Genomic DNA, 24,977 nt, shown 5'->3' with positions numbered 1-24,977 from the left:
GGCGACGGGTAGGCTCGATACCAAGATGACCGAAGAACTCTCTCCCGCCGAGCGGTACGCCGCTGCCCGGATCCGCGCCGCCGAAGAGGCCACCTCACTGGCACCCTTCCGCGAGATGTACGAATTCGACCTGGATCCGTACCAGGTCGAGGCCTGCAAGGCATTGGAGGCGGGCAAGGGCGTCCTGGTGGCCGCCCCGACCGGCTCGGGCAAGACCATCGTCGGCGAGTTCGCCGTGCACCTGGCGCTCCAACAGGGCCGCAAGTGCTTCTACACGACGCCCATCAAGGCGCTGTCGAACCAGAAGTACGCCGACCTCGTCAAGCGTTACGGCGCCGCCAAGGTGGGCCTGCTGACGGGTGACAACAGCGTCAACTCCGACGCCCCCGTGGTCGTGATGACCACCGAGGTGCTCCGCAACATGCTGTACGCGGGCTCGAAGTCGCTGCTGGGCCTGGGCTACGTCGTGATGGACGAGGTGCACTACCTCTCCGACCGGTTCCGCGGCGCCGTCTGGGAGGAAGTGATCATCCACCTCCCCGAGTCGGTGACCCTCGTCTCGCTGTCCGCGACCGTCTCCAACGCCGAGGAGTTCGGCGACTGGCTCGACACCGTGCGCGGGGACACCGAGGTCATCGTCTCCGAGGAGCGGCCCGTACCGCTGTGGCAGCACGTCATGGCCGGCCGCCGGGTCTACGACCTCTTCGAGGAGGAGTCCGACCACGGAGGCCGCGGCTCCGCCCGCCGCGAGGTCAACCCCGACCTGCTGCGGATGGCCCGCGAGGAGAACAGCCGTACCTACAGCCCCAAGGACCGGCGGCGCGGCAAGATGGTCCGCGAGGCCGATCGCGAGCGCGAGCGCCGTTCCCGCAGCCGGATCTGGACGCCCGCCCGCCCCGAGGTGATCGGCCGGCTGGAGAACGACAACCTGCTGCCCGCCATCAACTTCATCTTCAGCAGGGCCGGCTGTGAGGCCGCCGTCCAGCAGTGCCTGTACGCGGGGCTGCGGCTCAACGACGACTCCGCGCGACTGAAGGTCCGTCAGATCGTCGAGGAGCGGACCGCCTCCATCCCCACCGAGGACCTGCACGTCCTCGGCTACTACGAGTGGCTCGAAGGCCTGGAGCGGGGCATCGCCGCGCACCACGCGGGCATGCTGCCCACCTTCAAGGAGGTCGTCGAGGAGCTGTTCGTCCGCGGCCTCGTCAAGGCCGTGTTCGCCACCGAGACGCTCGCGCTGGGCATCAACATGCCCGCGCGCACGGTCATCCTGGAGAAGCTCGTCAAGTGGAACGGCGAGCAGCACGCCGACATCACCCCCGGCGAGTACACGCAGCTGACCGGCCGGGCCGGCCGGCGCGGCATCGACGTCGAGGGCCACGCGGTGGTGCTGTGGCAGCGCGGCATGGACCCGGTGGCGCTGGCGGGCCTCGCCGGTACCCGTACGTATCCGCTGCGCTCCAGCTTCAAGCCCTCCTACAACATGGCCGTCAACCTGGTCAGCCAGTTCGGCCGGCACCGCTCGCGCGAGCTGCTGGAAACCTCCTTCGCGCAGTTCCAGGCCGACCGTTCCGTCGTGGGCATCTCCAAGCAGGTGCAGCGCAACGAGGAGGGCCTGGAGGGCTACCAGCAGGGCATGACCTGCCACCTGGGCGACTTCGAGGAGTACGCGGGGCTGCGCCGCGGCCTCAAGGACCGCGAGAACGACCTGGCCAAGCAGGGCGCGGCGCAGCGCCGGGTGCAGGCGGCCGGTTCGCTGGAGCGGCTCAAGCCGGGCGACGTCATCCACGTGCCGACCGGCAAGTTCGCCGGGCTGGCGCTCGTCCTGGACCCGGGCGTGCCGGCCGGGCGGGTCAACGGGCACCGCGGGTACGAGTACACCGAGGGTCCGCGCCCGCTCGTCCTCACCGTCGAGCGGCAGGTCAAGCGGCTCGCCGCGATCGACTTCCCGGTCCCGGTCGAGGCCATCGACCGGATGCGGATCCCCAAGACGTTCAACCCCCGGTCGCCGCAGTCCCGCCGGGACCTGGCGTCCGCGCTGCGCGCCAAGGCCGGCCACCACACGCCCGAACGGCACCGGCCGGGTCGGGCCGCGGCGGCCGACGACCGGGAGATCACCCGACTGCGCGCCGCGCTGCGGGCCCACCCCTGCCACGGCTGCGACGAGCGTGAGGACCACGCCCGTTGGGCGGAGCGCTACCACCGGCTCCAGCGCGACACCCAGCAGCTGGAACGGCGCATCGAGGGCCGGACGAACACCATCGCCCGCACCTTCGACCGGATCCACGCGCTGCTCACCGAGCTGGATTACCTGCGCGAGGACGAGGTCACGGTGCACGGCAAGCGGCTCGCCCGGCTCTACGGCGAGCTCGACCTGCTGGCCTCGGAGTGCTTGCGCGAAGGGGTGTGGGAAGGCCTGAGCCCGGCCGAACTGGCCGCCTGCGTATCGGCGTTGGTCTTCGAGTCGCGGCAGTCCGACGACGCGGTGGCGCCGAAGGTGCCGGGCGGCGCGGCGAAGGCGGCGCTGGGCGAGATGGTCCGCATCTGGGGCCGGCTCGACGCGCTGGAGGAGGAGCACCGCATCAACCAGACGGAGGGTGTGGGCCAGCGCGAGCCGGACCTCGGCTTCGCCTGGGCGGCGTACCAGTGGGCCTCCGACAAGAGCCTGGACGAGGTGCTGCGCGAGGCGGAGATGCCGGCCGGTGACTTCGTCCGCTGGTGCAAGCAGGTCATCGACGTGCTGGGGCAGATCGCGGCGGCGGCGCCGTCGTCCTCGGCTCCGCCGTCCTCGGCGGGCGGGAGCACGGTGGCGCGAAATGCCCGTAAGGCCGTGGACGGGCTACTTCGGGGTGTAGTGGCCTACAGCTCGGTCGGCTAGCCGCTTTTGGGGCTTCCTCCTAGACCCGTCCTGGCCGGATCTCATCTCTTGCCATGATCGATTCGCCGTGTCCTGTGCGACGATCGGCGCATGAGTGCGGGAGCGGACGAAGGACCGAGACGGGTCGGTCGGCCACGTGCCGACCAGCTGAGACCGGATACCGGCCGGCCGCCGCGCGAGGAACTCCTGTGCGCGGCGGCCGAGCTGTTCACGGCGCGCGGGTACGGGGCCACCACCACGCGGGCGGTGGCCGAACGGGCCGGGATGCGTCAGGCGACGATGTACCACTACTTCAGTGGCAAGGAGGAACTCCTCGCCGAACTGCTGGAGTCCACGGTCGCACCCTCGCTGGTGCTGTCCCGGCGGCTGCTGGCCGAGACCGGCCGGCCGGCCGCGCGGCGGCTGTGGGAGCTGTGCCGCTCCGACGTCCTGCTGCTGTGCGGCGGCCCGTACAACCTGGGCGCCCTCTACCTGCTGCCCGAACTGCGGGGTTCGCGCTTCGCGCAGTTCCGGCGGATGCGGGCCGAACTGCGCGACACCTACCGGACCTTGCTCAAGGGAACGTCCGTCGGCGCCGAACTGGCGGGGGACAAGGCCGGACTGACGCTTCGCAACGACCTCGTCTTCGGTCTGATCGAGGGCGTCATGCTGATCCACCGCTCCGACCCGGCCCGCCAGCCCGCCGCGTTCGCCGAGGCCGCGGCCGACGCCGCGCTGCGCATCGCGGGCGTGGCGGAGCCGACCTAGGTCGGCTCCGTCGGGAGCGTCGGTCCCGTTTCCCAGCCGGGTCGGTCGTCCCAGGCCTGGAGGGTGAGGCCGCTCTCCAGGTGGTGGACGAGGCCCGTCACCGGGTCGGTGAAGGCGAGGGTGCGGGCCAGCAGCTGGAGCGGGCGGCGGTGGTCGGTCGGGTCGGCCGGTTCGGCGACCACCGGGTAGACCGGGTCGCCGAGGATGGGCAGGCCGAGGGAGTTCATGTGCACCCGCAGCTGGTGGGTGCGGCCGGTGTGCGGGGTGAGCCGGTAGCGGCCCAGACCGTCGCGGACGTCGGTCAGCTCGACCAGGCTCTCGGCGTTGGGCTCCGCCCCGGGGACCTCGCCGGCGGCCATGACGCCGCGGACCTTCTCGATGTGGCTGCGGACCGTACGGGGCAGTTCGACCGCCGGGTCGTGGACCGCGAGGGCCTCGTACTCCTTGCGGACCAGCCGGTCCTGGAACAGCGACTGGTAGGCGCCGCGGTCCTCCGGGCGGATGCTGAACATGACCAGGCCCGCCGTCATCCGGTCCAGCCGGTGCGCGGGGCTCAGGGTCGGCAGGTCCAGTTCCCGGCGCAGTCGGGCCAGGGCCGTCTGGAAGACGTGGCTGCCGCGCGGGGTGGTCGCCAGGAAGTGCGGCTTGTCCACCACCAACAGGTGCCGGTCCCGGTGGACCACGCCGATCGGGAAGGGCACGGGCGGTTCCGCCGGCATGTCCCGGTGGTAGAAGATCCAGCCACCCGGCTCGTACGCGTCCTGCGGGCGCAGCACCCGGCCGCCCGGGCCCACGACCCGGCCCGCCGACAGCAGCCGCGCCATCGACTCGGCGCCGCGGGTGTCGGCGTAGCGCTCGGTCAGGTACGCGCCGAGGGTCGGCCACTTCTCCTGCGGATCGGGAGGCAGCCGCAGCCGGACCGGGTCGATGCCGGAGAGCTGGGGCAGGGGCGAGGGCGGTACGTGGGATCTGCGGGTCATCAGGGACCAGGGTAGGCGGCTACTCCTGGGTGAAGGTGCCCAGGTGGTTCTCGTCCAGGTATTCCACGCGGACGGTGCCGTCGGCGAAGGTGACCCCGGTGCGGCCGACCGCGTTCTCGCCGGAGGTCACGAAGCTGAAGGTGTCCCCGTCGTAGTGGGTCAGCGGGAAGCGCTTCGGTCCGGGGCCGAGCGAGAGGGTCAGGCCCGTGCCGTCGCCCCGGTCCTCGCCGTCGGCGGTGACGGTGAGCGGGCCGTAGAACGGGTTGGTGTACGTGCCGGTGTAGGCGTTGTCGTCGCGGGCGGGGCGGGCGCCGGCCGGCGCCTTCGCGTAGTCGGTGGGGGAGCGGTTCGCGTTCTCCGCCCGCGCGTACAGGGAGGAGGTCAGCGCCAACCAGTCGGTGGTCGGCCCGCCGTGTTCGGCGGTGTCGAAGAAGTCCAGGGCGACGGCGTCGGCGAGGCCCACGGGGGCGCCGTTGGTCAGGACGACGATGCCGAGCTGTTCCCGGGGCAGCAGGGTGACGTTGGAGTTGGCGCCGAGGGCGAAGGCCCCGGAGTGGCTCAGGCGCAGCCGGCCGGCCTGGTCGTAGCCGACGTTCCAGCCGAGGCCGTAGAACTGCGGGGTGCCCTGGGGGGTCTCGGCCTGGGCGACGATCTCGGGCAGGTGGGTGCGGGCGAGGGTGTCGGCGGGGATGACGCGCTTGCCGTCGAGGGTGCCGCCGGAGAGTTGGAGGCGCAGCCAGCGGGCCATGTCGCGGGCCGTGGAACTGACCCCGCCGGCCGGGGCCTGGGCGTCGGCGTCCCGGACGAAGCGGGGGCTCCAGGTGCCGTCGGGGTTCTTGACGTGCCCGTACGCGCGGTCGGGGGCGTTCGCGTAGGCGGCGAACTCGGTGCTGGTGCGGGTCATCCCGGCGGGCCGGAACAGGGTGTCCTCGCTGAGCTTCTGCCAGCTGGTGCCGCGGTCGCGGGCGATGGCCTCGGCGGCGGCGGTGAGACCGAAGTTGGTGTAGGCGTAGCTCGCGCGGAACGGGGTCAGGGGCTCGAAGCGGAGGTGGTCAAGGATGTACGGCCGCTCGTAGCCGAGGTCCTCCAGGAGGTCCCCGGCGTGGTCGGGGAGGCCGGTGCGGTGCGCGAACAGGTCGGCGGTGGTGACGTGGGCGCTGACCCAGGGGTCCTTGAGGGCGAAGCCGGGCAGGGTCGCGCCGAGGGGCCGGTCCCAGGCGTCGGCGGAGGCGAGGGCGCCGGCGACGACGGTGGAGGAGATCGGCTTGGAGAGGGAGGCGAGCTGGAAGACGGTGTCGGGGTCGACGCCCGCCGTCGCGCCGGTCCTGCGGACGCCGTAGCCCTGGAGGTGGACCACCTTGTCGCGGTGGACCACGACCACCGAGACGCCGGGCACGCCGGTGCTCCGCATGCCGTCCCGGACCGTCCGGTCGAGGCGGGCCAGCGCGGTCGAGACGTCGGCGTCGGTGAGGAGCGGCTTGGGGGGCGGGGGTGGTGTCGGGGCCGCCCGCGCCGCCGCCGCGGAACCCGTCGCGACGAGGAGCAACGCGGCCCCGGCCAGCCCGGCCGCGCGGAGCGTACGCATGGGGACATTGTCCCGCCGAACGGGTGACCCCGCCCTCCGGCGGCTGCGGGGGCGGGGTCGGGTGCGTTCGTTCGTGGGCGGGGAAAGGTTCCCTCAGGCGGCGGCGCGGGGGCGGAGGTCCTGTTCGGCCTCCACGCCGGCGTTCCAGTCCCGCTTGATCGCGCGCCAGCCCTCGTCCGTCTCGCCCAGGCGCCAGTAGCCCGAGATCGACAGGCGCTCCCGGGGGACGCCCCGGTCCAGGCGCAGGTGACGGCGGAGTTCCTTCACGAAGCCCGCCTCGCCGTGGACGAAGGCGTGCACGTCGTCGGAGGGGAACGCGAAGGAGGAGATCGCCTCCACCAGGGCGGCGCCCACCGGGCGGTCGCCGCGGTGCAGCCAGACCGGCACGACCCCGTCCGGGGTGGCGAACTTCTGCTCGTCGGCGGGGCCGTCGATCTCCACGAAGGCGTGCACCCGCGCGCCCACCGGCATTCGCTCCATCGCGGCCGCGATGGCCGGCAGGGCGCTCTCGTCACCGGCCAGCAGGTGCCAACCGGCCGTCGGGTCGGGTGCGTACGCGCCGCCGGGACCGAGGAAGTGGACCAGTTCGCCGGGCTGGACGCGGGCCGCCCACGGACCGGCCAGGCCCTCGTCGCCGTGGACGACGAAGTCCAGGGTCAGCTCCCGGTGGGCGGGGTCCCAGTGACGGACCGTGTACGCGCGCTGGCGCGGCCAGTACTCGCGGTGGTGCGTGGAGCGGATCCGTTCGAGGTCCCAGGGTTCCGCGTAGCGCACGCCCTCGGGCGCGAACAGCAGCTTCACGTAGTGGTCGGTGTACACACCCGCGTCGAAGCCCGACAGTCCGTCACCGCCCAGCACGATCCTGACCATGTGCGGCGTGAGCCGCTCGGTGCGTACGACCACTGCGGTGCCGACAGTGCGGGCGCGTCCTTCTGCCACGGCGTCTCCCTGAACTCCCCTGAAACTTAGGATTACCTAAGTTAGCACCTCACGCGAGCAGTGCGCTGCTCAGGCGCGAGACGGCTCCGCCGAGACCCCACCGATGGGCGAGTGCGTCGACCACCTCGGGCTGCGCCGGAACCCTTGGCAGCGCCGGGTCGAAGGGCGGAAGCGGGACGTCCGAGGCCACCTGGACGACCTTCGGGGCCACCGCCAGGTACGGCCGGGATTCATCGAGCCGCCTACGCTGTGTGGGGGTCAGTTTCGACTTCGGGTCGTCGATCGCGGCGATGATGCCGGCCAGGTCCCCGTAGGCGTCCAGCAGCTTGGCGGCGGTCTTCTCACCGACTCCGGGAACGCCCGGCAGGCCGTCGCTCGGGTCGCCGCGCAACAGGGCCAGGTCCGCGTAACCGGCGCCGTCCACGCCGTACTTCTCGCGCAGCCAGGCCTCGTCCGTCAGCTGGAGCATCCCCACGCCCTTGAGCGGGTACAGGACGCGGCGCTGCCGTGCGTCATCGACCAGCTGGTAGAGGTCCCGGTCGCCGGTGACGATGTCCACCGGGCCGCTCGCGCGGGCGGTGAGCGTGCCGATCACGTCGTCCGCCTCGTACCCGGCGACGCCCACGCGGGCGATGCCGAACGCGTCGAGCGCCGCCTCGATGATCGGCACCTGGGGGGCGAGGGTGTCCGGGGTCTCCTCCACGTCGGGCCCGGATTCCGTCTCCCGGGCGACCCGGTGCGCCTTGTAGGAGGGGATCAGCTCCACCCGCCAGTGGGGCCGCCAGTCGGCGTCCATGCAGGCCACCAGGTCATCGGGGTGGTGGTCGTGGACGAGCCGCCCGATGAAGTCGAGCAGTCCGCGGACGGCGTTGACCGGGGTGCCGTCGGGGGCCTTCACGGAGTCCGGAACGCCGAAGTAGGCGCGGTAGTAGAGGGAAGCGGTGTCGAGGAGCATCAGGCGTCGTGTCGTCACGCTGACGATGATGCCGCACCCGGCCCGGCGGCCCGCGGGTCACCCGCGGTGATCGTTTCGTCACTCCAACAGGTGGCCCGCCGCGCGCGTCCGCGATCTTTCCCGGAGGGTGTGACCACTGGCGGGACGTTCTGCCCGCCCGGCCCCCCGGCCCCCCGGCCGCCCGCCCGTCCGTCGCGCCGGGGCGTGCTCGTCGACGGCGACCGCGTGCTGTGGCGGGCCCCGGCGGCCGCCCCGAGTGACCGGGAGGATACGCGATGTCGCCCGGGGCGGGGTCCGGTACGCCCTTGCACGCGAATCCGGAGGCGGTTGCTGCGTAAGGTGCTTACAGCACACCGATGTGCGACGAGGACAGGGGAGGGCAGCCCCGAAATGAACGGCAAGGAAGACGCAAACATCGCGGACGGCACGGGCGGCAGGGACTGCGGGAACGGTCCCGCCGCCGGAAGCGACAAGGAGAAGGACTCCAAGGAACCGCTGCGGGTGGGAGTGGCCGTCCGCAAGCGGCGCCGTGCCCTGCACCTGACCCTCGCCGCCGTGTCGGCGCGCAGCGGTCTGTCGGTGCCCTTCCTGAGCCAGATAGAGAACGAGCGCGCCCGCCCCAGCATGCGGTCCCTGGAACGGGTCGCCGACGCCCTGGAGACCACCGCGGTCGAGCTGCTGGCCGCCTCCGACACCGCGCGCACCGTGGACCTCGTACGGGCCGGCGACGAGTCCGACCTCACGCCGGTGCCCGGCGTCCGCGCGCTGGTGCGCGGCCACCACCAGCTGCACGCGCTGGAGTTCACCGGGGAGCAGGACGCCGGGCGCGAGTACCAGCACCGCAACGACGAGCTGATGTACGTGGTCTCCGGCGCCTGCCAGGTGGAGGCCGAGGGGCGGGCGTACCGACTGGAGAGCGGCGACGCCCTCTTCCTGTCCGGCGGGGTGCGCCACCGCTGGCGGGCCACCGGTGAGGACACCCGGATCCTGGTCGTCGCGGTCGGTGACCACATCCACGCCACGTCCGAGCCCCCGTCGCCGGGGCACTGAGCCCGTGCGCGTCGTCTCGCTCGTGCCCTCGCTGACCGATGCGGTCGCGGTGAGTGCCCCCGGCCTGCTGGTCGGCGTCACCGACTGGTGCACGCACCCGGCGGACCTCGGGGACGCCGTACGGATCGGGGGGACGAAGAACCCGGACGTACGGGCCGTGCTGGAGCTGCGCCCGGACCTGGTCATCGCCAACGAGGAGGAGAACCGGGCCCCCGACCTGGCGGCGCTGCGCGCGGCCGGGGTGGAGGTGCTGGTCACGGAGGTACGGGACCTCCCGCAGGCGCTGTCCGAACTGGACCGGGTCCTGGTGGGGGCGTTGGGGCTGGAGCGGCCCGGGTGGTTGGCGGACGCCGAGGAGGCCTGGGCGCGGGCGGAGCCGGTGGGGGAACTCACCGCGTTCGTGCCGATCTGGCGGCGACCCTGGATGGTGCTGGGCCGGGACACCTTCGCCGGGGACCTGCTGGCCCGCCTCGGGGTGCGCAACGCGTACGCCGGGCACCCGGAGCGGTACCCGAGGGTGGCCGCGGCGGAGGCCGCCTGGCTCGGCTGCGACCTGGTGGTGCTGCCCGACGAGCCCTACCGGTTCACCGCCGGGGACGGGCCCGAGGCCTTCCCCGGACTGCCCGCCGTGCTGGTCAGCGGCCGTCACCTGGCCTGGTACGGGCCCTCGTTGGTTGAGGCTCCGGCGGTCCTGGCGGCGGCGCTGCGGGCGGCCCTGCGCTGAGCGCCGGCCCACGTCGTACGGAGCGGGGTCAGCGCGGGGCGGCGAGCAGGCGGCCGCCGAACAGGCCGCGCAGGGTGTGCGCGGCGGCGAGCAGCCAGGCGACGAGCAGGCCGACGAAGAGGGCCGCGGCCAGCCAGGAGAACGCGGTCAGGCCGGTGTGGCGGGCCAGTCCGGCGGCGCCGGTGACGCAGGTCCCGACGGGGAAGGTCAGCGCCCACCAGGTCATCGCGAAGGGCATCCCGGCGCGGGCGGCGCGCACCAGCATCGCCGACGCCAGGGCCAGCCACAGCAGGGCGAAGCCCATGACGGGGACCCCGTAGACGACCGCGAAGGCACCGAACGCCCCGGCGTACGGGGCCTGGACGGCGCCCGGAGCCACGTCGGCGAGCTGGTTGACGGCGGTGGCGGACTGGCCGAGGGGACCCAGGACCAGGAACAGGGTGGGGGTCAGCGCCAGCGGCAGCGGGCCGCTGACGATCAGCCGGCCGAGGATCAGGGGGAGCAGCATCAGGGTCGCCAGCAGGCTGACGCCGAACATGGCGTAGCAGGCGAGCAGCATCGCCTCGCGGAGCTGACCGGCGGGCAGGTGGGGTATCAGCAGCGGGCCCACGGCGGCGGAGACCATCGGGGCGACCACGGGCAGCAGCCAGACGGGCGTGGCCTGGGACGCCCGGACCTCGTGGCGGACCACCATCAGGTAGGGCACGACCACGGCCATGACCAGGGCGATCACGGTGCCGGTGGAGAACAGCACGACGTCGGCGGCGAGGGCGGCGCGGTCCCCGATCAGGTCCTTGCCGACGATCATCGTGCCCGCGCCGACGGCCAGCAGGGCCATCGACAAACAGCCGTAGAAGGGCGCGACGGCCGGGTCGAGCAGATGGGCCCGGGCCTGGTCGCGGTGGTGGAGCCAGTGCCCGGCGCGGGCGAGGAGCAGGACGAGCAGGGCGACGGCCGACAGTGCCCACACCAGCTGACAGGCCGTGCGCTGGCCGGGCAGCTGGTACGGGAGGGTCGCGCCGGCGTTGGCGATGATGGCCGTACCCATGACGCAGGCGTACCAGTTCGGGCCGAGGTGGCGCAGCGCCGGGGCCCTGTGGGCCCGGGGTGCGGTCGTGGTGCGGGTGCCGGGGGCGGCGGTGGTGGTGCGGGTGGCGCGGGTCGGCGCGAGGGTGGTGGCCATGGGTCCAGCCTGGTCCCGGGGGCCGGGGGTGGGCAGAGGTCGCATCCCTATGAGGCCATAAGCTGATGTTATGGGTAATGACGAGTGGGTTCCGCTGGCGCACCGCGTGCCGGATCTCGGCGCGCTGGAACTGCTGCTCGCGGTCGCCCGCGTCGGCAGCCTGAGCGGTGCGGCGCGGCGGATGGGCATCACCCAGCCCGCCGCGAGCAGCCGGATCCGGGCCATGGAGACCCGGTTGGGCGTGGCCCTCGTCGACCGGTCCCCGCGCGGGTCGACCCTGACGGCCGAGGGCGCGCTGGTCACGGACTGGGCCCGGCGGGTGGTGGAGGCGGCCGAGGCGCTCGACGCGGGCGCGCAGGCGCTACGGGGCCGTCGCGACTCGCGGCTGCGGGTGGCGGCCAGCATGACCATCGCGGAGTACCTGTTGCCCGGGTGGCTGATCGCCCTGCGCGGGGACCGGCCCGGTACGGCGGTGTCCCTGCACGCGGGGAACTCGGCGGACGTCGCCACGCGGGTCCTCGCGCACGACGCGGACCTGGGCTTCGTGGAGGGGCTGTCCGTGCCGGAGGGGCTGGACTCGGCGGTCATCGCCCAGGACCGGCTCGTCGTCGCGGTGGCGCCCTCGCACCCCTGGGCGCGGCGCACCCGGGCGGTGGCGGCGGCCGAGCTGGCGCGGACCCCGCTGATCCTGCGGGAGCGGGGTTCGGGCACCCGGCAGGTGCTCGACGCGGCGCTGGCGGGGTGCGGGGGACTGGCGGAGCCCCTGCTGGAGCTGGCGTCGACCACGGCCGTGAAGGCGGCGGCCGTCAGCGGCGCCGGGCCGTGCGTGCTGTCGGAGCTCGCGCTGGGGGACGAGCTGGCCGGGCGGCGGCTGGTGGCCGTCCCCGTCGCGGGCGCCGACCTGGCCCGGGCCCTGCGTGCGGTGTGGCCCACCGGCAACCGCCCGGCCGGCCCGGCTCGCGACCTGCTGTCCCTGACGCGGGGCCGGCCGTAGTCGGCGGTGGCCAGGCGGGTGGCCGGCGCGGGCCCGGCGCGGGCCCGGCCGGGGCGGCGGGTCCGGGCTCAGCCGGTCGAGTCGGCGGTGGCCGGGCGGGTGGCCGGCGCGGCCTCGGCGCGGGCCCGGCCGGGGCGGCGGGTCCGGGGTCAGCCGGTCGTGGCGGTCGTGAGGGTGCGCGGGGTCCCGTACGGGGAGCGGGCGCCCGCCGCTTCGACCAGGGCCGCCATCACGCGGGTGTCCTTGTCGCGTTCCGGGTGCCACTGGACGCCGACCACCCACGGCGCCGGGTCGGGGAGTTCGATCGCCTCCACCGTGCCGTCCAGGGCGTACGCCGAGACGACCAGGTCCCGGCCCAGCCGGTCCACCGCCTGGTGGTGGTAGGTGGGCACCTCGGCCTCCTCGGGGACGAGCGCCGCGTACCGGGTGCCGGCGACCGGCCGTACCGGATGCCGACCGGCGATCCCCGGGGTGTCGGCGTGGCCGTCGATGTGTTGGACCAGGGTCCCGCCCAGGACGACGTTCAGGGCCTGCATGCCCCGGCAGATGCCCAGCACCGGCGTACCGGAGTCCAGGGCCGCCGCGAGCAGCGCCAGCTCCCACGCGTCGCGGACCGTCGCCGGGGCGCCGGTGCGCGGGTCGCGCTCGGCCCCGTAGTGGACCGGGTCCACGTCGGGTCCGCCCGCCACGACCAGGCCGTCCACCCGCTCCAGCACCTCCGCCGCCCGCCCCGGTTCGTCCGGCGGCAGCAGCACGGCCGCGCCGCCCGCCGCCTGGACGAGCGCGTGGTAGTCGGCGGGGACGAGGGACGTGGGCAGGTCCCACACGCCGTAGCGGGTGGACGCCTCCACGTACGTGGTGATGCCGATGAGCGGCCTGGGCACGGGTGTACCTCCGGTGGTGGTGCCGAACGGTGGTGCTCGGTGAGCGGGCGGGCGGGACGGATCGGGAGCCGTCGGGGCCCAGGGTTTCAGTCCCGGGTCAACTCCGCCTCGGCTTCCGCGAGCGCGGCGAACTCCTCCTCCGGCGCCGAGGCGACCAGCCGGCGCCGGCTGTAGACGGCGAAGTAGGCGAGGGCGACGGCGTAGACGCCGAGCGCGATGAACGCCGCGTCCTTGTCCACCAGGAAGGTCGCGACCAGTGCCGACAGGGCCAGCACGAACGCGACGGACGAGGTCAGCACGCCGCCCGGGGTCCGGTACGGGCGCTCCAGGCCCGGCTCCCGGCGGCGCAGCACGATGTGCGACAGGGCCATCAGGGCGTACGAGATCGTCGCGCCGAACACCGCGATGTTCAGCATCCGGGCGCCGTTGCCGGTGGCCGCCGCGAGGGCGAAGCCGATCGCGCCCGGGATCACCAGACCGAGGTACGGGGCCTTGCGCTTCGAGGTCAGCGACAGGAAGCGCGGCAGGTACCCGGCCCGGGAGAGGGCGAACAGCTGGCGCGAACCGGCGTAGATGAGCGAGAAGAACGAGGCGACCAGGCCCGCCAGCCCCGCGTAGTTGACGAACCGGCTCAGCGCGGTCGGCCCGCCGTCCCCCTCCAGCGCCACGACGAGCGGGTTGCCGGCGCTCCGTACCGCGTCGGCGCCCTGGGCGCCGGTGGCGGCGAAGAAGGTGATCAGGGCGAGCAGGGTCAGGACGCCCATCGAGATGGCGAGGGCCTTCGGCATCGAGCGGACCGGGTCCTTGGCCTCCTCGGCGGCCAGCGGCACGCCCTCGACGCCGAGGAAGAACCACATGCCGAACGGGAAGGCCGCCCAGATGCCGAGGACACCGAACGGCAGCCACGAGCTCGCTCCGAACGCGCTCGTGTCCACCGCGATGTCGTCGAGCGAGGACGCGTCGAACTCGGTGAACGCGCCGACCGCGAAGATCAGCAGCGCGGCCACGGCGATGGCGGTGACGACGAGGCTGAAGCGCAGCGCCTCGCCCACGCCCCACAGGTGGACGCCGATGAAGACGACGAAGCAGCCGAGGTAGACCGGCCAACTGGAGGTCAGGCCGAAGAGGCCCAGTGACTCGACGTAGTCGCCGATGAAGATGACGATCGCCGCCGGGGCCAGGATGTACTCGATCAGGATGGCCGTGCCGGTCAGGAAGCCGCCCCAGGGGCCCAGCGCCCGCCGGGCGAAGCCGTAGCCGCCGCCCGCCGTCGGCAGGATCGTGGACAGCTCGGCGAGGGAGAACACCAGGCAGGCGTACATGACGCCCATCAGGACGGTCGCGATGGCCAGGCCGCCGAAGCCGCCCTTGTCGAGGCCGACGTTCCAGCCGGAGAAGTCCCCGGAGACGACGTACGCGACGCCGAGTCCGGTCAGCAGCAGCCAACCGGCGCTGCCGCGCCGCAGGGTACGTCGGCGCAGGTACTCGGCGTCCGCGCCGCCGGGGGAGCCGCCGCCGGGGGAGCCCGACCCGGCTGGTGTCTTCGCGGTCACGGGTGCGATGTCGTCGGCCATGTGCGCTCCTGCCTAGGGCAATGGTTGTGAGGCGTACCTTTGCGGCAGGGGAGTGGAGCGCGCAAGACCCTTGCGTTAAACAGGGGTTACGAAACCCTCCCGGTCACGACCCGTCACCAACTGTCACCACCCATCGCCACCGGGCACTCTTGGTCGCGGCGCTCGCGCGCGGCTCGCCCCGCCCCGCGTGTCGTCGCTCCGGCCCCGCCTCACGCGAGGAACCCGCGCAGCAGGGCCGCCGTGCCGCAGCAGTGCTCGCGCATGGTTTCGCGCGCCCCGTCGGCGTCGCCCTCCAGGACCGCCTCGACCAGGGCCGAGTGCTGCTGCTGCGAGTGCTCCAGGTTGCGCACCAGCAGCGGTATGCAGTCCAGCAGGTCGTTCACGCTCGCGCGGACGGCCGCGTACTGGGCCGTCAGCGTGGCGGAGCCGGCCAATTCGCACAGGGTCAGGTGGAAGAGGGTGTCCTGGCGGCGGTAGTCGGTGAGCGGGGCGTCGTGGGTGGCGGCCAGGGCGCGCAGCAGCCGTTCGGAGCCCTCCTCGGTCAGCCCCTGCGAGGCGCACAACCCCGCCGCGCCGACCTCCAGCACCTCGCGGAAGCGCAGCGCGTCCTCGATGTCCACCCCGGCGACGCGTCGCCGCAGCTCCTCCTCGGCGCCGCCCGCCGGGGTGTCGGGGCGGGCCAGGACGAAGGTTCCGCCGTACCGGCCGCGCCGCGCCTCGACCAGGCCCTGGTCCTGGAGCACCTTCAGGACCTCGCGCAGGGTGACCCGGCTGATCCCCATCCGCTCCGCGAGTTCCCGCTCCGGCGGGAGCCGTTCGCCGCCCGGCACCAGGCCCAGCCGGACCACCTGGAGGATCTGTTCGAGGGCCTCCTCGAAACCGTTGCCCGCCCGGACCTGCCGCAGCACCGGATTCAGTCGTGCGATCGAGCCACCCTCGCTCGTCGTGTCGGTCATCTCGGCCCCTCCCCTTCCCAAGCAATGGTTCTATTCAATACCTTAGGCCTCCTCGGCTCACCGAAGGAGAGATTCCAGTGGTAGACCGCAAGCCGCCGCTCGCGCCCGAGGAGCTCCGCGCCCTCGTCGCCAGCGGTGAGATCGACACCGTCGTCCTGGCCTTCCCCGACATGCAGGGACGCCTCCAGGGCAAGCGGTTCGCCGCACAGTTCTTCCTCGACGAGGTCCTCGCCCACGGCACCGAGGGCTGCAACTACCTCCTCGCCGTCGACACCGACATGAACACCGTCGACGGCTACGAGATGTCCTCCTGGGACCGGGGCTACGGCGACTTCGCCATGCACCCCGACCTCGACACGCTGCGCCGCATCCCCTGGAACCCCGGCAGCGCCTTCGTCCTCGCCGACCTCGCCTGGAGCGACGGCACGTCCGTCGTCGCCGCGCCCCGACAGATCCTGCGCCACCAGTTGGAGCGGCTCGGCGAACTGGGGTACACCGCGATGGTCGGCACGGAACTGGAGTTCATGGTCTTCCAGGACACCTACGAACAGGCCTGGAACGCCAACTACCGCGGCCTGACCCCCGCCAACCAGTACAACATCGACTACTCCGTCCTCGGCACCGGCCGCGTCGAGCCCCTGTTGCGCCGCATCCGCAACGAGATGCAGGCCGCCGGACTCGTCGTCGAGTCCGCCAAGGGCGAGTGCAACCTCGGCCAGCACGAGATCGTCTTCCGCTACGACGAGGCGCTCACCACCTGCGACCAGCACGCCGTCTACAAGACCGGCGCGAAGGAGATCGCCGCCCAGGAGGGCGTCTCGCTCACCTTCATGGCCAAGTACGACGAGCGCGAGGGCAACTCCTGCCACATCCACCTCTCCCTGGCCGACACCGACGGGCACAACGCGATGGCCGGTGACGGAGAAGACGCCGAACACGGAATGTCACCCGTGATGCGGCACTTCCTGGCCGGCCAGCTGGCCGCGCTGCGCGACTTCTCCCTTCTCTACGCCCCGAACATCAACTCGTACAAGCGTTTCCGCCCGGGATCCTTCGCCCCGACCGCCGTCGCCTGGGGCGTGGACAACCGGACCTGCGCCCTGCGCGTGGTCGGTCATGGCCGCTCCATGCGCTTCGAGAACCGCCTCCCCGGCGGCGACGTCAACCCCTACCTTGCCGTCGCCGGCCTGGTCGCGGCCGGGCTGTACGGCATCGAGAACCGCCTGGAACTCCCCGACTCCTGTCCGGGCAACGCCTACACCGCCGACTACGCGCACGTCCCCACGACCCTGCGGGAGGCGGCGGAACTCTGGGAGAACAGCGAGATCGCCAAGGCGGCGTTCGGCCCCGAAGTCGTCGCGCACTACCGGAACATGGCCCGCGTCGAACTCGACGCCCACGACTCCGCCGTCACCGACTGGGAACTGCGCCGCTCCTTCGAACGCCTGTAACCGGCCGCGGCGCACCCGCACGCATCGCACACCGCACCACCCGCCCCGAAGAACCTGAGAGGCACCACGTGTCCGAAGTGCTGGACCCTGTCCGGTTGACAGTGCTGAACCCGGCCACCGAGGAAGTCGTCGCCACCGTCCCGACCGCCACACGGGACGACGTCGACGCCGCCGTCGTACGAGCCGCCGCCGCCCAGCGCGGCTGGGCCGCCGCCGCCCCCGCGGACCGGGCCCGACTCCTGCGCCGCTTCGCCGCGATCGTCGACGCGCACGTCGAGGAACTCGCCCTCCTGGAGGTCCGTGAGGCCGGCCACACCCTCGGCAACGCCCGCTGGGAAGCGGGCAACGTACGCGACCTGCTCGACTTCGCCGCCGGCGGCGTCGAACGCCTCTCCGGCCGACAGATCCCGGTCGCCGGCGGCATCGACGTCACCTTCCTCGAACCCCTCGGCGTCATCGGCGTGATCGCCCCCTGGAACTTCCCGATGCCGATCGCCGCCTGGGGCCTGGCCCCCGCCCTGGCCGCGGGCAACGCCGTCCTCCTCAAACCCGCGGAGACCACCCCGCTCACCGCCCTGCGCCTGGCCGAACTCGCCCTCGAAGCCGGGATCCCCGAGCACCTCTTCCAGGTGCTCCCCGGCCACGGGTCCGTCACCGGTGAAGCGCTCGTCGAACACCCCGGGGTCGCCAAGATCGTCTTCACCGGCTCCACCGGCGTCGGCAAGCGCATCATGGCCAAGTGCGCCGACCGGGTGAAACGGGTCACCCTCGAACTCGGCGGCAAGAGCCCCAACATCGTCTTCGCCGACGCCGACCTCGAAGCCGCCGCGGGCGCCGCCCCCATGGCCTTCCTCGACAACACCGGCCAGGACTGCTGCGCCCGCACCCGGATCCTCGTCCAGCGCTCCGTGTACGACCGGTTCCTCGCGCTCGTCACCCCCGGCATCGAATCGGTCGTCGTCGGCGACCCGCTCGACGAGAAGACGCAGATGGGCCCGCTCATCTCCCGCGCCCAGCTCGACCGCGTCCGCTCCTACGTCACCGACGACCTCACCGCCGTCCGCGGCTCCGCCCCCGAGGGCCCCGGCTTCTGGTACCCGCCCACCCTCGTCACCGACGCCGCCGCCACCGCGCCCGTCGCCGTCGAGGAGGTCTTCGGGCCGGTCGCCGTCGTCCTGCCCTTCGAGGACGAGGAGGACGCCGTACGCCTGGCCAACGCGACCGAGTACGGCCTCTCCGGCTCCCTGTGGACCCGCGACGTCGGCCGCGCCCTGCGCGTCTCTCGCGCCGTCGCCGCGGGCAACCTCTCCGTCAACTCGCACAGCAGCGTCCGCTACTGGACCCCCTTCGGCGGCTACAAACAGTCCGGACTCGGCCGCGAACTCGGCCCGGACGCCCTCACCGCCTTCACCGAAACCAAGAACGTCTTCATCAGCACGGAGGCCTGACCACCATGACCAGCCAGACCAACGAAGAGATCGTCTGCCGCCGCCTGGTCGGCCGCACCGCCGTCATCACCGGGGCCGGCAGCGGCATCGGCCTGGCCACCGCCCGTCGCCTCGCCTCCGAAGGCGCCAACGTCGTCTGCGCCGACATCGACCCGGTCGCCGGCAAATCCGCCGCCGAAGAGGTCGGCGGCACCTTCGTCCAGGTCGACGTCACCGACAAGGAACAGGTCGACGCCCTGTTCAAGACGGCCCACGACACCTACGGCTCCGTCGACATCGCCTTCAACAACGCCGGCATCTCGCCCCCGGACGACGACTCCATCCTCACCACCGAGCTCGACGCCTGGCGCCGCGTCCAGGACGTCAACCTCACCTCCGTCTACCTCTGCTGCAAGGCCGCCCTGCCCTACATGCGGGCCCAGGGTCGCGGCTCCATCATCAACACCGCCTCCTTCGTGGCCATCATGGGCGCCGCCACCTCCCAGATCTCCTACACCGCCTCCAAGGGCGGCGTCCTCGCCATGACCCGCGAACTCGGCGTCCAGTTCGCCCGCGAGGGCATCCGCGTCAACGCCCTGTGCCCCGGACCGGTCAACACCCCGCTGCTCCAGGAACTGTTCGCCAAGGACCCCGAGCGCGCCGCCCGCCGCCTCGTGCACATCCCGCTCGGCCGGTTCGCCGAGCCCACCGAGATCGCCGCCGCCGTGGCCTTCCTCGCCAGCGACGACTCCTCCTTCGTCAACGCCACCGACTTCCTCGTCGACGGCGGCATCGCCGGCGCGTACGTCACCCCCCTGTAGCCGACCGGGACGCCGCGCACGTCCACCCGTACCGCACCCTCCCGACAGCCGGGCGTCGCACGACGCCCGGCTGTCGTGTTCCCCGTCCCCCGGGCCCGTGTCCCCCCGGCCCCCGTCCCGACGACCTTCGACCGACCTTCGGAAGACCTTCACCGGAATCAGGAGCGTCCACCCAGTGACCCGAACCGGTACCACCCGGCGCCTGCGGGCCTGCCTCGCCGCCGGCACCGCCGTCTGCGGCCTCCTCGCCGCCGGACCCGCCGCCCACGCGGCCCGCCCCGCAGCGCACTGCGTCACCCCGAAGCTCGCGGCCGGCTGGTACGGGGACAACCGCGCCCGCCTCCAGGAACTCATCGACCGCCACGGCGACTGCGACCCGTACCGCCCCGGCCGCACCAAGCCCGTCGCCGTCTTCGACTGGGACAACACCGTCGTCAAGAACGACGTCGGCGACGCCACCCTGTTCTGGCTGCTGCGCAACGGGAAGATCCGCCAGCCCGCCCGCGGCGACTGGTCCACCACCAGCCGCCACCTCACCCCCGCCGCCGCCCGAGCCCTCGCCGACGCCTGCGGTCCCCTCGCCCGCCCCGGCGACCCCCTGCCCACCGCCGCCGCCCGCGGCGCGGCCTGCGCCGACGAGGTCAAGGCCGTCTACGGCACCTCCGCGACCCGCACCGGCGTCGCCGCCTTCGCGGGCTGGGACCGCCGCACCACCGAACCCGCCTACGCCTGGCTGCCCCAGCTCATGCAGGGCTGGACCGCCCGAGAGGTACGCGGCTTCGCGGCCGCCGCCCGCACCGAGAACCTCGCCGCGCCCATCGGCGCCGAACAACGGGTCGGCACCGGCACGGCCACCGGCTGGGTCCGCTACTACGAGCAGCAGAAGGACCTCATCGCGACGCTGCGCCGGGCCGGCTTCGACGTCTGGATCAGCTCGGCCTCCCCGCAACCCGTCGTCGAGGTCTGGGCTCGGGGCGTCGGCATACCCGCCGACCACGTCATCGGCATCCGCAACACCACCACCCGCGACGGCCGCCTCACCCCGCACCTCCAGGGCTGCGGATCCGTACGCGACGGAGCCGACACGATGATCACCTACATCGACGGCAAGCGCTGCTGGATCAACCAGGAGGTCCTCGGGATCCGCGGCCCGGCCGCCGAACAGGTCCAACCGGCCGCCCGCCGCCAGGTCTTCGCCGCCGGGGACTCCGACACCTACATCTCCTTCCTGCGCGACGCGACCGCCCTGCGCCTGGTGGTCAACCGCAACAAGAACGAGGTCATGTGCCGGGCCTACGACAACAGCGACGGCAAGTGGATCGTGAACCCGATGTTCATCGAACCCAAGCCCCGCAGGAGCGGCCCCTACCCCTGCTCCACCACCGGCTGGACCGGGCCCGACGGAACCCCCGGACCCGTCCGGCGGGGCGACGCGAGCGTCATCCCCGACCAGCCGGACACGGTCTTCCGGCCCTGACCGGCCGCCCCGCGCGCTACAGGAAGGTGCGGCCCTCGCCCCGGTACGTCGGGGCGGTGGCCGTCACCCGGTCGCCCTCGACCAGGTGCAGGGCGTCGAACCGCTCGCACAGCTCACCGGCCTTCGCGTGCCGGAACCACACCCGGTCCCCGATCAACAGGTCGTCCGCCGGACTCCCCAGCAGCGGCGTCTGCACCTCGCCCGCCCCCTCCTGCGGGTCGTAGCGCAACCCCTCCGGCAGGTACGGCACGGGCAGCCGGTCCGCACCCGGCGCACCCGACGCCGGATAGCCCCCGCCGAGGACCGTCACCACGCCCACCCCGGGCCGGCGCACCACCGGCTGCGCGAACAGGGCCGCGGGCCGGCCGCGGAACGAGGTGTAGTTGTCGAAGAGCCGCGGTACGTAGAGCCCCGACCCGGCGGCGATCTCCGTCACCGCGTCCTCGGCGGCCGTCTGCTGCACGCTGCCGGTGCCACCGCCGTTGACGAACTCCAGATCCGGCACCACCGCGCGGACCGCCCGCACCGCCTCGGCCCGCCGGGCCGCCAGCTCCTTGCGGGCCGCGCCCTGCATCAGCCGGATCATCCGTGAGCGCACCGGCCTCCCGGCCAACGCGTCCCCGACACCGGCGACGTGCCCCTCGTAGCCCATCAGCCCCACCACCCGGAACCCCGGCCGCGCCGCCACCGCCCGCGCCAGCGCGGCCAGTTGCTCCGGCTCCCGCAGCGGCGAACGCCGCGCCCCGACCCGTACCCGGCCGCCGAGCAGGTGCAGCGCGGTGTCCAACTCCAGGCAGACGCGGACCTCCTGCGTCCCGCCGTCCCGCGCCCGGTCGATCAGCTCCAGCTGCGCCGGATCGTCCACCATCACCGTCACGGCCCCGGCCAGCTTCGGATCCCCGGCGAGCTCCGCGAAGGCGGCCCGGTCCGCGGACGGGTAGGCGAGCAGGACGTCCTCGAACCCCGAGCGGGCCAACCACAGCGACTCGGCGAGCGTGTACGACATGATCCCGGCGAACCCGGGCCGCGCCAGGACCCGTTCGAGCAGCGCCCGACACCGTACGGACTTGCTGGCGACCCGGACCGGCTTGCCGCCGGCCCGGCGCACGAGATCGTCGGCGTTGGCGTCGAACGCGTCGAGGTCCACGATGGCCAGCGGCGCTTCGAGGTGCGCGGTCGCCCGGTCGTACCGGGCCCGGTCGGAAGTCATGCCCGGCAGCTTGCCAGATGGCCCTACCCGTGGGTAGGCCCCGGAGCGGGCCGCTCCGAGTGCCCCGGCGCGGGGGCGCCGCTCGCGGGCGCGCGCCCGACCGGCGTGCTCCGGGGCGGACGGCCCGCGCCGGTCACGGCCCCCGCGACCCCGTCCCCACCGGGGCGCGGGCCCCGTAGAGTACGGGGCAGGCAGCCGTACGGAAGCGGGGGGCGGAGCCGCCGGATGACCACGTCGACACCACGGACCGCTCACCTCGGTGAGCCCGTTCCCCCCGCGCCCACCGAACGGCCCGCCCCCGAGGGTCGGGCGCCGCGCCGCGCCGGCCGGACCGCCGCCGCCGTCCTGAGCGCCCTCCTCGGCGCTGGCCTGCTCGCCGGGGCCGCCGCCACCGCCTGGAGCGAACACCGCGACGCGCGGCGCCCGTTGCCGCCGGACGCCGCCTACCGGCAGGCCGCCTCGCTCTGGCGGTCCGCCCCCGTGGACAGCCTGCTGCCACCGCGGGTGGACGCCGCCGGGGCCGGCCCCGGCGGAGCCGACCGCAACTGGACCCGGACCGCGCTCGCGCCCGACGCGGACTGCGCCGCCGCCCTCACCGCCGACTGGCGGGCCGCGCTCGCCGCCACCGGCTGCACCCGCGTGCTCCGCGCCACCTACACCGACGCCACCCGCAGCTCGCTGGTCACCGTCGGCCTGGTCTTCACCCCCGCCGACTCCGTCACCATGGACGGGCTCCGCGGCCGGCTGCCCGCCCCGCCCGCCTACGCGTACGCCGACACCCGCCGGGCCGCCTGGAGCACGAGCGTCGTCGCCGGGGCCCCCGTCCTCGTCTACACCGTCTCCGCCTTCGCCGACGGGCGCGCCATGGACGGACCCGCCCCCGCCGAGGAGGCGGCCCACCCGAGCGCCACCGGAGTCGTCACCGAAGCGGGCCTCGGCCACGACGCCACATCCCTCGCCGCCCGCTTCGAACGTGCCCTGTCCACCCTCGCCGCCCCACCCACGGCCTCGGCGCCCCCGCCCACGGAGCCCACCCGATGACCGACCCCCGCCCCGCCGCCGGCCACCCCCGCGCCCGGGGTCGCCGCGAGCGGCCCGCGCGGATCGTCGGAGCCGTCGCGCTGGCCGCCCTGGTCACCTTCACCGCCGTGCACCCCGTCGCCGCCGACACCATCCGCGACCGGCAGTGGGGGCTGCTGGCCCTGCGCGCCGAGGAGGCCTGGGGCACCACACAGGGCGACGGGGTCACCGTCGCCGTCCTCGACACCGGCGTCGACGCCGGCCACCCCGACCTCGCCGGACAGGTCCTGGAGGGCAGCGACCTCGTCGGCATGGGCGCCGGCCGCGGCGACCGCTCCTGGGGTCGCCACGGCACCGCGATGGCGAGCATCATCGCGGGCCGCGGCCACGGCCCCCACCGCGGCCAGGGCGTCCTCGGCGTCGCGCCCCAGGCGAAGATCCTCCCGGTCCGGGTGATCCTGGAGGAGGGCGACCCCGGCCGCGACGAGGCCCGCGACGCCAAGTCCGGCGCTCTCGCCGAAGGCATCCGCTGGGCCGCCGACCACGGCGCCGACGTCATCAACCTGTCGCTAGGCGACGACAGCGACTCCGCCCACCACGAGGCCGCCGAGGACGAGGCCGTCCAGTACGCCCTCGGCAAGGGCGTGGTCGTCGTCGCCTCCGCCGGCAACGGCGGCGAACGCGGCGACCGCACCTCCTACCCCGCCGCCTACCCCGGGGTGATCGCCGTCGCGGCCGTCGACCGGCAGGGCCGCAAGGCCCCCTTCTCCACCCGGCACTGGTACGCCACCGTCAGCGCCCCCGGCGTCGACGTCGTGATCGCCGACCCCGACCGCTCCTACTACGAGGGCTGGGGCACCAGCGCCGCCGCCGCCTTCGTGTCCGGAGCCGTCGCCCTCGTCAAGGCCGCCCACCCGGACCTGTCCCCGGCCCAGGTCAAGAAGCTGTTGGAGGACACCGCCGCCGACGGCCCGGTGGGCGGTCGTGACGACGCCCGCGGCCACGGCACCGTCGATCCCGTCGCCGCCCTCCAGGCAGCCGGCGCGCTGCGCCCCGAGGCGCCCGTGCCGTCCCCCGTCCCGGCTGCCGGCCGGTACTTCGGGCCCGGACCCGAACCGGTCCGCCCCACCGAGCGGTCCGCCCGCCTCGGCGCCCCGGCCGCGGCCGTCGCGGGGCTCGCCCTGCTCGGGGTGGCGGGCGTCCTGGCCCGGCGTCCGCGCACCGCACGGCGGGATAGGCTCGGGTAATTGTGGCGACCAAGAACATTCCCGATCCCGGTTTCTCCGACGACGACGGCACCGCCGATCCCCGGCTGAGCGCGGCCCTGGCCGCCTGGGCCGCGGACCGCGCGGCCGAGCCGCAGGTGCTCGCGGCCCTGAAGGACGCCCGCCTGCTGGTGCCCGTCGTGGCGATGCTCGGCGAGGTCGAGACCGACCCCGGGACCGGCCTCCAGCGTGAGAAGACCAGCGACATGGCCGTCCCCACCCTGACGGCCGGCGACCGGCGGGCCCTGCCGGCCTTCACCTCGATCGCCTCGCTCGCCCTGTGGGACCCGGCCGCCCGACCGGTCGCCGTCCCCCTGCACCAGGCCCTCGCCGCCGCCGCGCACGAGAAGGCCGACACGATCGTCGTCGACCTGGCCGGTCCCGTCCCCTACCAGCTCACCGGCTCCGCGCTGCTCGCGCTGGCCGAGGGCCGCACCGAAGCCGGCCCGCTGGCCGACCCCGCCGTACGGGAGGCCGTACGGGCCGTCGTGGCGGCGGACCCCGCCGTGCTCCGCGCCCACCTGGTCCGCTCCGGCGCCGGCTCCGACGGCACCCTCGCCGTGGTGCTCTCCGACGAGGCCGGCCGGGCACCCGAGGCCGCCGCCCGCCGGGTCGCCGAGGCGCTGGCCGCGGACGAGACCCTGCGCGCCAGGCTCGTACGGGGTCTGGACCTGGCGCTGCTCCCGCCGCAGGGCCCGGTCCCGCCGGGGGAGCCCCTCTTCAGCCGCTGACCGGAGCCCGGCCCGGACACGAACGCCGGACACGAACGCCCGACACGAACGCCGGACACGAGCGTCGCGAGCGCGGCGCACGATTGAGGGCCCGGCCCCCTGGAACCTTCCAGGGGGCCGGGCCCT

At 73.8% G+C, this 24,977-nt stretch carries 21 protein-coding genes; 12 read left to right on the top strand and 9 right to left on the bottom strand.

All coding sequences use genetic code 11. The annotated features are described in order from the left end of the window. Positions 1-25 precede the first annotated feature (25 nt). Together AB0D46_RS31470 and AB0D46_RS31465 are read left to right on the top strand one after the other, a co-directional pair. On the top strand, positions 26-2,878 hold the full coding sequence (locus AB0D46_RS31470; protein ID WP_362882539.1) for a DEAD/DEAH box helicase: 2,853 nt from the start codon (positions 26-28) through the stop codon (positions 2,876-2,878). Positions 2,879-2,968: 90 nt separating this feature from the next. Then, on the top strand, positions 2,969-3,625 hold the full coding sequence (locus AB0D46_RS31465) for a helix-turn-helix domain-containing protein (RefSeq protein WP_362882538.1): 657 nt from the start codon (positions 2,969-2,971) through the stop codon (positions 3,623-3,625). On the opposite strand, the gene AB0D46_RS31460 is transcribed toward AB0D46_RS31465, so the two are convergent. From AB0D46_RS31460 to AB0D46_RS31445, 4 genes are all read right to left on the bottom strand, one after another. Then, positions 3,622-4,605, bottom strand: a complete 984-nt coding sequence (locus tag AB0D46_RS31460) for a pseudouridine synthase (protein WP_362882537.1) — start codon at positions 4,603-4,605, stop codon at positions 3,622-3,624. The two genes, AB0D46_RS31465 and AB0D46_RS31460, sit on opposite strands and share 4 nt — an antisense overlap. Positions 4,606-4,624: 19 nt before the next feature. After that, positions 4,625-6,190: a serine hydrolase gene (locus tag AB0D46_RS31455; RefSeq protein ID WP_362882536.1), complete on the bottom strand. Its 1,566-nt coding sequence runs from the start codon at positions 6,188-6,190 to the stop codon at positions 4,625-4,627. A gap of 93 nt (positions 6,191-6,283) precedes the next feature. Beyond that, positions 6,284-7,129, bottom strand: a complete 846-nt coding sequence (locus tag AB0D46_RS31450) for a siderophore-interacting protein (protein ID WP_362882535.1) — start codon at positions 7,127-7,129, stop codon at positions 6,284-6,286. A 49-nt stretch (positions 7,130-7,178) separates the two neighbouring features. Further along, entirely contained in the window at positions 7,179-8,084 is a 906-nt protein-coding gene (locus tag AB0D46_RS31445; RefSeq protein WP_362882569.1) for a 5'-3' exonuclease, read from the bottom strand. Between the two features lie 501 nt (positions 8,085-8,585). Here AB0D46_RS31445 and AB0D46_RS31440 point away from each other — a divergent pair. Together AB0D46_RS31440 and AB0D46_RS31435 are read left to right on the top strand one after the other, a co-directional pair. Further along, positions 8,586-9,134 (top strand): XRE family transcriptional regulator, encoded by a 549-nt coding sequence (locus AB0D46_RS31440; protein WP_362882567.1) that lies wholly within the window; start codon positions 8,586-8,588, stop codon positions 9,132-9,134. Positions 9,135-9,138: 4 nt separating this feature from the next. Continuing rightward, on the top strand, positions 9,139-9,858 hold the full coding sequence (locus tag AB0D46_RS31435) for a helical backbone metal receptor (protein WP_362882534.1): 720 nt from the start codon (positions 9,139-9,141) through the stop codon (positions 9,856-9,858). Between the two features lie 28 nt (positions 9,859-9,886). Here the strand turns inward: AB0D46_RS31435 and AB0D46_RS31430 are convergent, their stop codons facing one another. Then, positions 9,887-11,041, bottom strand: a complete 1,155-nt coding sequence (locus tag AB0D46_RS31430) for a TDT family transporter (protein WP_362882533.1) — start codon at positions 11,039-11,041, stop codon at positions 9,887-9,889. Between the two features lie 70 nt (positions 11,042-11,111). Here AB0D46_RS31430 and AB0D46_RS31425 point away from each other — a divergent pair, with 70 nt between their 5' ends. After that, positions 11,112-12,035, top strand: coding sequence for a LysR family transcriptional regulator (locus AB0D46_RS31425; RefSeq protein WP_362882532.1), 924 nt, complete (start codon positions 11,112-11,114; stop codon positions 12,033-12,035). A gap of 149 nt (positions 12,036-12,184) precedes the next feature. Here the strand turns inward: AB0D46_RS31425 and AB0D46_RS31420 are convergent, their stop codons facing one another. The 3 genes from AB0D46_RS31420 to AB0D46_RS31410 all read right to left on the bottom strand — a co-directional run bounded on the left by AB0D46_RS31420 (position 12,185) and on the right by AB0D46_RS31410 (position 15,449). Then, complete coding sequence (locus AB0D46_RS31420; RefSeq protein WP_362882531.1) at positions 12,185-12,919, bottom strand: gamma-glutamyl-gamma-aminobutyrate hydrolase family protein; 735 nt, start codon at positions 12,917-12,919, stop codon at positions 12,185-12,187. Positions 12,920-13,005: 86 nt separating this feature from the next. Then, the gene (gene eat, locus AB0D46_RS31415) at positions 13,006-14,493 is read right to left on the bottom strand and encodes an ethanolamine permease (RefSeq protein WP_362882530.1); all 1,488 of its coding nucleotides are present in this window, start codon (positions 14,491-14,493) and stop codon (positions 13,006-13,008) included. Between the two features lie 209 nt (positions 14,494-14,702). Next, positions 14,703-15,449 carry an FCD domain-containing protein gene (locus AB0D46_RS31410; protein ID WP_362882529.1) on the bottom strand — a complete coding sequence of 249 codons (747 nt, stop codon included), beginning with the start codon at positions 15,447-15,449 and terminating at the stop codon, positions 14,703-14,705. A gap of 77 nt (positions 15,450-15,526) precedes the next feature. Here AB0D46_RS31410 and AB0D46_RS31405 point away from each other — a divergent pair, with 77 nt between their 5' ends. The 4 genes from AB0D46_RS31405 to AB0D46_RS31390 all read left to right on the top strand — a co-directional run bounded on the left by AB0D46_RS31405 (position 15,527) and on the right by AB0D46_RS31390 (position 20,625). Continuing rightward, positions 15,527-16,900 (top strand): glutamine synthetase family protein, encoded by a 1,374-nt coding sequence (locus AB0D46_RS31405; RefSeq protein ID WP_362882528.1) that lies wholly within the window; start codon positions 15,527-15,529, stop codon positions 16,898-16,900. 95 nt (positions 16,901-16,995) lie between these two features. Continuing rightward, on the top strand, positions 16,996-18,348 hold the full coding sequence (locus tag AB0D46_RS31400; RefSeq protein WP_362882527.1) for an aldehyde dehydrogenase family protein: 1,353 nt from the start codon (positions 16,996-16,998) through the stop codon (positions 18,346-18,348). A gap of 5 nt (positions 18,349-18,353) precedes the next feature. Then, a complete protein-coding gene (locus tag AB0D46_RS31395) occupies positions 18,354-19,148 on the top strand; it encodes a 3-oxoacyl-ACP reductase (protein WP_362882526.1) in 795 nt (264 codons plus the stop codon). A gap of 175 nt (positions 19,149-19,323) precedes the next feature. After that, on the top strand, positions 19,324-20,625 hold the full coding sequence (locus tag AB0D46_RS31390; protein WP_362882524.1) for a haloacid dehalogenase-like hydrolase: 1,302 nt from the start codon (positions 19,324-19,326) through the stop codon (positions 20,623-20,625). Positions 20,626-20,641: 16 nt separating this feature from the next. Here the strand turns inward: AB0D46_RS31390 and AB0D46_RS31385 are convergent, their stop codons facing one another. After that, positions 20,642-21,835 carry an amino acid deaminase/aldolase gene (locus tag AB0D46_RS31385; RefSeq protein ID WP_362882523.1) on the bottom strand — a complete coding sequence of 398 codons (1,194 nt, stop codon included), beginning with the start codon at positions 21,833-21,835 and terminating at the stop codon, positions 20,642-20,644. Between the two features lie 225 nt (positions 21,836-22,060). On the opposite strand from AB0D46_RS31385, the gene AB0D46_RS31380 reads away from it, so the two are divergent. The 3 genes from AB0D46_RS31380 to AB0D46_RS31370 are packed head-to-tail and all read left to right on the top strand — an operon-like array spanning position 22,061 to position 24,851. Continuing rightward, on the top strand, positions 22,061-22,876 hold the full coding sequence (locus AB0D46_RS31380; RefSeq protein WP_362882521.1) for a hypothetical protein: 816 nt from the start codon (positions 22,061-22,063) through the stop codon (positions 22,874-22,876). After that, positions 22,873-24,102: a type VII secretion-associated serine protease mycosin gene (gene mycP / locus AB0D46_RS31375; protein ID WP_362882519.1), complete on the top strand. Its 1,230-nt coding sequence runs from the start codon at positions 22,873-22,875 to the stop codon at positions 24,100-24,102. The genes AB0D46_RS31380 and mycP overlap by 4 nt, the downstream gene beginning before the upstream one ends. A 2-nt stretch (positions 24,103-24,104) precedes the next feature. Next, entirely contained in the window at positions 24,105-24,851 is a 747-nt protein-coding gene (locus tag AB0D46_RS31370) for an SseB family protein (RefSeq protein ID WP_362882518.1), read from the top strand. Positions 24,852-24,977 lie beyond the last annotated feature (126 nt).

The organism is Streptomyces sp. NPDC048383 (assembly GCF_040651775.1).
Lineage (GTDB): Bacteria > Actinomycetota > Actinomycetes > Streptomycetales > Streptomycetaceae > Streptomyces.
Note: the sequence above shows the minus strand (reverse complement) of the source record. Positions and strands in the feature narration are given on the sequence as shown.

Coding starts and splice junctions, on each gene's coding strand:
- AB0D46_RS31470 (WP_362882539.1), top strand. CDS start 26: ATGACCGAAGAACTCTCTCCCGCCGAGCGGTACGCCGCTGCCCGGATC.
- AB0D46_RS31465 (WP_362882538.1), top strand. CDS start 2,969: ATGAGTGCGGGAGCGGACGAAGGACCGAGACGGGTCGGTCGGCCACGT.
- AB0D46_RS31460 (WP_362882537.1), bottom strand. CDS start 4,605: ATGACCCGCAGATCCCACGTACCGCCCTCGCCCCTGCCCCAGCTCTCC.
- AB0D46_RS31455 (WP_362882536.1), bottom strand. CDS start 6,190: ATGCGTACGCTCCGCGCGGCCGGGCTGGCCGGGGCCGCGTTGCTCCTC.
- AB0D46_RS31445 (WP_362882569.1), bottom strand. CDS start 8,084: ATGCTCCTCGACACCGCTTCCCTCTACTACCGCGCCTACTTCGGCGTT.
- AB0D46_RS31430 (WP_362882533.1), bottom strand. CDS start 11,041: ATGGCCACCACCCTCGCGCCGACCCGCGCCACCCGCACCACCACCGCC.
- AB0D46_RS31425 (WP_362882532.1), top strand. CDS start 11,112: ATGGGTAATGACGAGTGGGTTCCGCTGGCGCACCGCGTGCCGGATCTC.
- eat (WP_362882530.1), bottom strand. CDS start 14,493: ATGGCCGACGACATCGCACCCGTGACCGCGAAGACACCAGCCGGGTCG.
- AB0D46_RS31410 (WP_362882529.1), bottom strand. CDS start 15,449: ATGACCGACACGACGAGCGAGGGTGGCTCGATCGCACGACTGAATCCG.
- AB0D46_RS31395 (WP_362882526.1), top strand. CDS start 18,354: ATGACCAGCCAGACCAACGAAGAGATCGTCTGCCGCCGCCTGGTCGGC.
- AB0D46_RS31385 (WP_362882523.1), bottom strand. CDS start 21,835: ATGACTTCCGACCGGGCCCGGTACGACCGGGCGACCGCGCACCTCGAA.
- AB0D46_RS31380 (WP_362882521.1), top strand. CDS start 22,061: ATGACCACGTCGACACCACGGACCGCTCACCTCGGTGAGCCCGTTCCC.
- mycP (WP_362882519.1), top strand. CDS start 22,873: ATGACCGACCCCCGCCCCGCCGCCGGCCACCCCCGCGCCCGGGGTCGC.